The following is a 6,485-nucleotide window of genomic DNA, read 5'->3' on the forward strand; positions in this document are numbered from 1 at the left end:
CAATATTCTTTCACGGCTGCGAGTTTTGCCTGCACTGTATATTTACCCATGACGCCTCCAAAGGTTGCGTCCAACCTTCGGGGGTCATACCACTCCAGCGTGGGAATGCCGTTCGTGACGCTCTGCGTCACCTATCTGCGGCTCAATGTGTTTGATGCACTGCCCGTTCCCCCGCAGACGCTGCTACATTAGCAACCCCTGTTTTTATTGCCTGTAGGAGTTGTTTGCATGCTAGCCCACGTGGAGTCATACGCTGGTGATCCGATCCTTTCCCTGATGGAAACCTTTGGCAAGGATTCCCGTGTGGATAAGGTCAATCTGAGCATCGGCTTGTATTACGACGCGCAGGGCCGTATCCCTCAGCTGGCATGCGTAGCAACGGCACAACAGCAACTGGCCGAGGGCGAGCAGGCGGCTTCTGTCTATCTGCCGATGGAAGGCCTGGCGGCTTATCGGCAGGCAGTGCAGACCCTGTTGTTCGGGGCGGATCACCCGCTTGTGCAGGCAGGACGCGTGGCGACCATCCAGACCGTGGGCGGCTCCGGCGCGCTGAAAGTAGGTGCCGACTTCCTCAAGTATGCCTTCCCGGACTCGCAGGTCTGGGTCAGCGACCCAACCTGGGAAAACCACAACGCGCTGTTCGGTGGTGCAGGCTTCAAGGTCAACAGCTACCCGTATTTCGACGCGCAGACTGGCGGGGTCAGGTTCGAGGCCATGCTCGACACGGTGCAGGGGCTGCCTGCGCAGAGCATCCTCCTGCTGCACCCGTGCTGCCATAACCCGACCGGTGCCGATCTGACAGTCGAGCAATGGGACCGGTTGATCGAGGTTATCAAGGATCGTCAGCTCATCGCGTTTCTGGATATTGCCTATCAGGGCTTCGGCAAGGGCATTGATGAGGATGCCTATGCCATCCGCGCAATGGCCAACGCAGGTGTTACAACGCTGGTCAGTAACTCGTTCTCGAAAATCTTCTCGCTGTACGGCGAGCGCGTCGGCGGGCTGTCGGTCGTCTGCGAAGACACCGCGTCGGCTGCCAACGTATTCGGCCAACTGAAGGCCACTGTACGTCGCAACTACTCCAGCCCGCCTGCGCATGGCGCCTTTCTGGTTTCAAAAGTGCTCAACACGCCGCACCTGCGCGAGCAGTGGCTGAGCGAAGTCGAGGCCATGCGCGTGCGCATCATCGACATGCGCACGCGGCTGGTCGAGGTGCTGGCGCAGAAGGTTTCCGGACGTGATTTCAGCTTTATCCTCAGGCAGAGCGGGATGTTCAGCTATACCGGTCTGACGCCACAGCAGGTCGATGAGCTGAAAGACGTTCACGGCATTTACATGCTGCGCAGTGGCCGGGTGTGCATGGCCGGCCTGAATGAAGGCAATATCGACAAGGTATGTAACGCAATCGCGAGCCTCTTCACCCACTAAATGCCCTGCTGGTCGTCTGTTTGCTTCATGGCGGGCGCATCTGGGCCTATAATGCTCGCCTTTTTTCGCCCAATGATTTTGCGGAGCTGGTGATGGCCGAACGTAAGGCGTACGTCGAGCGTAATACTCTGGAAACCCAGATCAAAGCCTCGATCAACCTGGATGGCACCGGAAAGGCCCGATTCGATATCGGTGTGCCTTTTCTTGAGCACATGCTCGACCAGATCGCCCGGCACGGGCTGATCGACCTGGACATCGAGTGCAAGGGTGACCTGGCAATCGACGATCACCACACGGTGGAAGACGTCGGTATCACCGTGGGGCAGGCGTTCAGCCAGGCCATCGGCGACAAGAAAGGCATTCGTCGTTACGGCCACGCCTATGTGCCGCTCGACGAAGCGCTGTCGCGCGTGGTCATCGACTTTTCGGGTCGTCCGGGCCTGCAGATGCATGTGCCGTATACCCGTGCCACGGTGGGCGGCTTTGATGTGGACCTGTTTCAGGAGTTCTTCCAGGGCTTCGTCAACCACGCGAACGTGACGCTGCACATCGACAACCTGCGTGGCACCAACACTCACCACCAGATCGAGACCGTGTTCAAGGCTTTCGGTCGCGCGCTGCGCATGGCGGTCGAGCTGGATGAGCGCATGGCCGGGCAAATGCCATCCACCAAGGGTGTGCTCTGATGCAGACGGTTGCGGTCATCGATTACGGTATGGGCAACCTGCACTCTGTCGCCAAGGCGCTTGAGCACGTAGGCGCAGGCCGTGTGCTGATTACCAGTGACGCCAAGGTGATTCGCGAAGCCGACCGTGTGGTGTTTCCGGGTGTGGGCGCGATTCGCGACTGCATGGCCGAGATCCGCCGTCTGGGCTTTGATTCGCTGGTCAGGGAAGTCAGCCAGGACCGTCCGTTTCTCGGCATCTGCGTCGGCATGCAGGCGTTGCTCGACAGAAGTGAAGAGAGCGGCGGCGTGGACTGCATCGGTCTTTTTCCTGGCCAGGTGAAGTTTTTCGGCAAGGACCTGTATGAAGAAGGCGAGCACCTGAAAGTGCCGCACATGGGCTGGAATCAGGTCGCTCAGGCGGTGGATCACCCGCTGTGGCATGACATTCCGGATCTGGCGCGTTTCTACTTCGTGCACAGTTTCTACATCGATGCCGCGAACCAGCGTCAGGTGGTCGGGCGCGGTCACTACGGCCTCGACTTTGCCGCCGCGCTGGCCGACGGTTCGCGTTTTGCCGTGCAATTTCACCCGGAAAAGAGCCACACCCACGGCCTGCAATTGCTGCAGAACTTCGCTGCCTGGGATGGTCGCTGGTAATCGTATGAGCAAAACCAAGAGCAAGCCGCCGATTCTGACCCTTTCGCCCGAGCATGAGCAGCAGGCGATCGACAAGCTCAAGCGCCTGTTCGCAGAGCGCTTCGAGCTGGAGCTGGGTACGTTTGAAGTGGCTGAGGTACTGGAATTGTTCACCCGCGAGATTGCCCCGCATTACTACAATCGCGCTATTTTCGATGTTCAGCAGCAGCTCAAGGAGCGGTTCGAGAGCATCGAAAGCGACCTCTGGGCGCTCGAAAAGAATTGAATAGAAGCAGCTTTGAGCTTCAGGCTTCAAGCCGCAAGAATCAGTGAGTACGCATACTTGCAGCTAATCGCTTGCAGCTTGCCGCTCTTTTTGACCAAGGAATAAGCATGCTGATTATCCCCGCTATCGACCTCAAAGACGGTGCCTGTGTACGTCTGCGTCAGGGCCGGATGGAAGATTCCACGGTGTTCTCCGATGACCCGGTGGCCATGGCTGCCAAGTGGGTCGACGGTGGTTGCCGCCGTCTGCATCTGGTCGATCTGAACGGTGCGTTCGAAGGACAGCCGGTCAACGGTGATGTGGTCACGGCCATCGCCAGACGCTACCCGAACCTGCCGATCCAGATCGGTGGCGGCATCCGTTCGCTGGAAACCATCGAGCACTACGTCAAGGCGGGCGTGAGCTACGTCATCATCGGCACCAAGGCCGTCAAAGAGCCCGAGTTCGTGGCTGAAGCCTGCCGCGCGTTCCCAGGCAAGGTGATCGTCGGTCTGGATGCCAAGGATGGTTTCGTCGCCACCGATGGCTGGGCTGAAGTCAGCTCGGTTCAGGTCATTGATCTGGCCAAGCGTTTTGAAGCCGATGGCGTGTCTGCCATTGTCTACACCGACATCGCCAAAGACGGCATGATGCAGGGCTGCAACATCCCGTTCACCGCGGCGCTGGCGGCGGCTACGCGGATCCCGGTGATTGCTTCGGGTGGCATTCATAACCTGGGCGACATTCAGGCGCTGTTGAATGCGAAGGCTCCGGGCATCATCGGCGCAATCACCGGTCGTGCGATCTACGAAGGTACGCTGGATGTGGCCGAAGCCCAGGCGCTCTGCGACCGCGAACAACGCTGAATAGCTGGAGACTGACCCTGTGGCCCTAGCCAAACGCATCATCCCTTGCCTGGACGTCGACAACGGTCGAGTGGTCAAGGGTGTCAAGTTCGAGAACATCCGGGATGCAGGCGATCCGGTGGAAATTGCTCGTCGTTACGATGAGCAGGGTGCAGACGAAATCACTTTTCTCGACATCACTGCCAGCGTCGATGGCCGTGACACCACGCTGCACACCGTCGAGCGCATGGCCAGTCAGGTATTCATTCCGCTGACTGTCGGTGGCGGCGTGCGTACCGTGCAGGACATCCGCAACCTGCTCAATGCGGGCGCGGACAAGGTGTCGATCAACACGGCAGCGGTGTTCAACCCCGAGTTTGTCGGTGAAGCCGCCGCTCGTTTCGGGTCGCAGTGCATTGTGGTCGCTATTGATGCCAAGAAGGTCTCCGGCCCGGGTGAAACCCCGCGCTGGGAAATCTTCACCCACGGTGGACGCAAACCCACCGGGCTGGACGCGGTGCTCTGGGCGAAAAAGATGGAAGACCTGGGGGCTGGCGAGATCCTGCTGACCAGCATGGACCAGGACGGCATGAAGAACGGCTTTGACCTGGGCGTCACTCGCGCCATCAGTGATGCGCTGGGCATCCCGGTGATTGCTTCCGGTGGTGTCGGCAACCTTGAGCATCTGGCCGCCGGCGTCATCGAAGGCCACGCCAGTGCCGTGCTGGCGGCGAGTATTTTCCACTTTGGCGAATACACCGTTCCCGAAGCAAAGGCTTATATGGCCAGTCGCGGGATTGTGGTGCGCTGAGTCGCTGCGCATCAAAGGGGGCGTCGCTTGTTTCAGACCATGGGTTTGAAGCAGTCGGCGCTCGCTCTGTTTCAGCCCTGTGGCATTCAAGTATTACCTGTAAGCGACATCGCCGGACAGCGCGCTAGACAGTGCGCCGGGTTCGCGGCACTCTGCATGCGTCAGTCACGATCGAGTGCCGGAACATGTTCAAACGTCTATTTCTCGCACTGATCGGTGTCGGCTTGTTGCTGAATGAAACTGCGCGAGCCAGCGACTCAACGCCTTATTCCATGGTGTTGCTCACCGAGAATTTCCCGCCGTTCAACATGGCGGTCGATGGCAAGAATTTCGCGCAGGAAAACAACATCGACGGTATTGCCGCTGAAGTGGTGCGCGAGATGTTCAAGCGCGCAAACATTGGTTACAGCATGACCCTGCGTTTTCCGTGGGATCGGGTTTACAAGCTTGCCCTCGACAAGCCCGGCTATGGTGTGTTCTCCACCACTCGCCTGCCTGAGCGCGAAAAACTGTTCAAATGGGTGGGTCCGGTAGGCTCCTATGACTGGATCATGCTCGCCCGCGGCGACAGCCCCATCACGTTAACGTCGCTTGAGCAGGCAAAGAACTACAGGATTGGTGCCTATAAAGGCGACGCCATCGGCGAGCGTCTGAACGCGATGGGCCTTAACCCGATTTTGATGCTGCGTGACCGGGACAACGTGAAAAAGCTCGACAATGGTCAGATCGATCTGTGGGCCGTGGGCGATCCGGTTGGCCGCTATCTGGCGAAACTGGAAGGGGTCACGGGGTTCAAGACCGCGCTGCGTTTCAACAGCGCCGAACTTTACCTGGCAGTCAACAAGAGCACGCCTGACGACGTTGTGGCTCGCCTGCAGAAAGCCCTCGACCAGATGCGTGCCGAGGGTTGGGTCGACGCGGTCAAGACGCGCTATCAGTAATCGCTCAACCTGCTGCGGGAAGGGTGTCTTCGCGTACATTGGAAGGCTGCCCATTGATGTCATGGGCGTAAGTGCAGATCTTCAACGGCAGCAGTGTCTGGCGGGCCCATCTTGACCGTGTAATTGTCGATCGGGCGATGTTCGTACGACCAACTGACCGATAATGCGCCTAACCGGTTTTTCCCAATAACCACCTGTGGCTAGGGCGTCGGTCCCGCCGATTGCAGCTCTATGGCAAGCGCAAGCGGCTGGATGCCATCGTCGATCAGCGTTTCGAGCGTTGGCTGCAATTCGACAATCGCCAGATCCACGCCCTGCATGCTGCTCCAGCTGACGCGTTTCAATGAATAGCTGCGTGCCACGCTGTCAGTGAAAAATTGAACTGGACGCTGCCTTCGATCTCTCCATCAGTAATGATCAGACCGTTCTGCCGACTGATGCAGTGGCCGCTGGTGAGTGCATAGGCAGGCGCATCAGGCGTGCTATCGGCGCTTCGAGTATCGATCAGCGTCGCCGTACAGTTCGAGCCCGACCTGCTGTTGATACGGCCGATGCCGTTCCAGTGGTCGCGTGAGCCGTCGGCGTTCAGCAGAACTTTGGACGGGGCAAGGGAAAGTAGTCCTTCGCCCAGGTCTGCCGCCGCATGAATGGAAAAGGGCAGCAGTGCGGCGATACAGCACGCACCTGTAATCGTTGTTGGTTTCATCATCATCCTTGATAGCAGTATCTTGGCCTCCGTCATGGAGACACCTTCCTTTAAGTCGGAATTGACACGTTTATCAAAGCTGAAGCGGTGGTGGACATGGAGCGCAGATATATCGGACTTGAACCGCCCCGGGTTTCTCGGAGACTCCAACCTTTGAGAGGATGGAGCGATGAAAAAACTACCGAA

Annotated in this window: 7 protein-coding genes and 1 pseudogene; 7 read left to right on the forward strand and 1 reads right to left on the reverse strand. The window is 58.6% G+C overall.

All coding sequences use genetic code 11. The features are described from left to right. Nucleotides 1-228: 228 nt before the first annotated feature. The 7 genes from AO277_RS09550 to AO277_RS09580 all read left to right on the forward strand — a co-directional run bounded on the left by AO277_RS09550 (nucleotide 229) and on the right by AO277_RS09580 (nucleotide 5,593). Complete coding sequence (locus tag AO277_RS09550) at nucleotides 229-1,428, forward strand: amino acid aminotransferase (RefSeq protein ID WP_005733613.1); 1,200 nt, start codon at nucleotides 229-231, stop codon at nucleotides 1,426-1,428. 92 nt (nucleotides 1,429-1,520) lie between these two features. Further along, nucleotides 1,521-2,114 (forward strand): imidazoleglycerol-phosphate dehydratase HisB, encoded by a 594-nt coding sequence (hisB, locus tag AO277_RS09555; protein WP_002551454.1) that lies wholly within the window; start codon nucleotides 1,521-1,523, stop codon nucleotides 2,112-2,114. Further along, nucleotides 2,114-2,752 (forward strand): imidazole glycerol phosphate synthase subunit HisH, encoded by a 639-nt coding sequence (gene hisH, locus AO277_RS09560; protein WP_002551455.1) that lies wholly within the window; start codon nucleotides 2,114-2,116, stop codon nucleotides 2,750-2,752. Before hisB ends, hisH begins: the two co-directional genes overlap by 1 nt. Before the next feature lie 4 nt (nucleotides 2,753-2,756). Then, nucleotides 2,757-3,017, forward strand: a complete 261-nt coding sequence (locus tag AO277_RS09565; protein ID WP_002551456.1) for a DUF2164 domain-containing protein — start codon at nucleotides 2,757-2,759, stop codon at nucleotides 3,015-3,017. 107 nt (nucleotides 3,018-3,124) lie between these two features. Beyond that, a complete protein-coding gene (gene hisA / locus AO277_RS09570) occupies nucleotides 3,125-3,862 on the forward strand; it encodes a 1-(5-phosphoribosyl)-5-[(5-phosphoribosylamino)methylideneamino]imidazole-4-carboxamide isomerase (protein WP_002551457.1) in 738 nt (245 codons plus the stop codon). A gap of 19 nt (nucleotides 3,863-3,881) precedes the next feature. Continuing rightward, nucleotides 3,882-4,652, forward strand: coding sequence for an imidazole glycerol phosphate synthase subunit HisF (gene hisF, locus AO277_RS09575; protein WP_002551458.1), 771 nt, complete (start codon nucleotides 3,882-3,884; stop codon nucleotides 4,650-4,652). A 185-nt stretch (nucleotides 4,653-4,837) separates the two neighbouring features. Continuing rightward, nucleotides 4,838-5,593 carry a substrate-binding periplasmic protein gene (locus tag AO277_RS09580; RefSeq protein ID WP_044319990.1) on the forward strand — a complete coding sequence of 252 codons (756 nt, stop codon included), beginning with the start codon at nucleotides 4,838-4,840 and terminating at the stop codon, nucleotides 5,591-5,593. A gap of 4 nt (nucleotides 5,594-5,597) precedes the next feature. On the opposite strand, the pseudogene AO277_RS09585 reads toward AO277_RS09580, so the two are convergent. After that, nucleotides 5,598-6,185: pseudogene (locus tag AO277_RS09585) on the reverse strand (trypsin-like serine peptidase). Between the last annotated feature and the right edge of the window lie 300 nt (nucleotides 6,186-6,485).

It is taken from the genome of Pseudomonas amygdali (genome assembly GCF_002699855.1).
Taxonomy (GTDB): domain Bacteria; phylum Pseudomonadota; class Gammaproteobacteria; order Pseudomonadales; family Pseudomonadaceae; genus Aquipseudomonas; species Aquipseudomonas amygdali.

Excerpts from the sequence above, each read along its gene's own strand:
- AO277_RS09550 (WP_005733613.1), top strand. The coding sequence starts at position 229 with ATGCTAGCCCACGTGGAGTCATACGCTGGTGATCCGATCCTTTCCCTG.
- hisB (WP_002551454.1), top strand. The coding sequence starts at position 1,521 with ATGGCCGAACGTAAGGCGTACGTCGAGCGTAATACTCTGGAAACCCAG.
- hisH (WP_002551455.1), top strand. The coding sequence starts at position 2,114 with ATGCAGACGGTTGCGGTCATCGATTACGGTATGGGCAACCTGCACTCT.
- AO277_RS09565 (WP_002551456.1), top strand. The coding sequence starts at position 2,757 with ATGAGCAAAACCAAGAGCAAGCCGCCGATTCTGACCCTTTCGCCCGAG.
- hisA (WP_002551457.1), top strand. The coding sequence starts at position 3,125 with ATGCTGATTATCCCCGCTATCGACCTCAAAGACGGTGCCTGTGTACGT.
- AO277_RS09580 (WP_044319990.1), top strand. The coding sequence starts at position 4,838 with ATGTTCAAACGTCTATTTCTCGCACTGATCGGTGTCGGCTTGTTGCTG.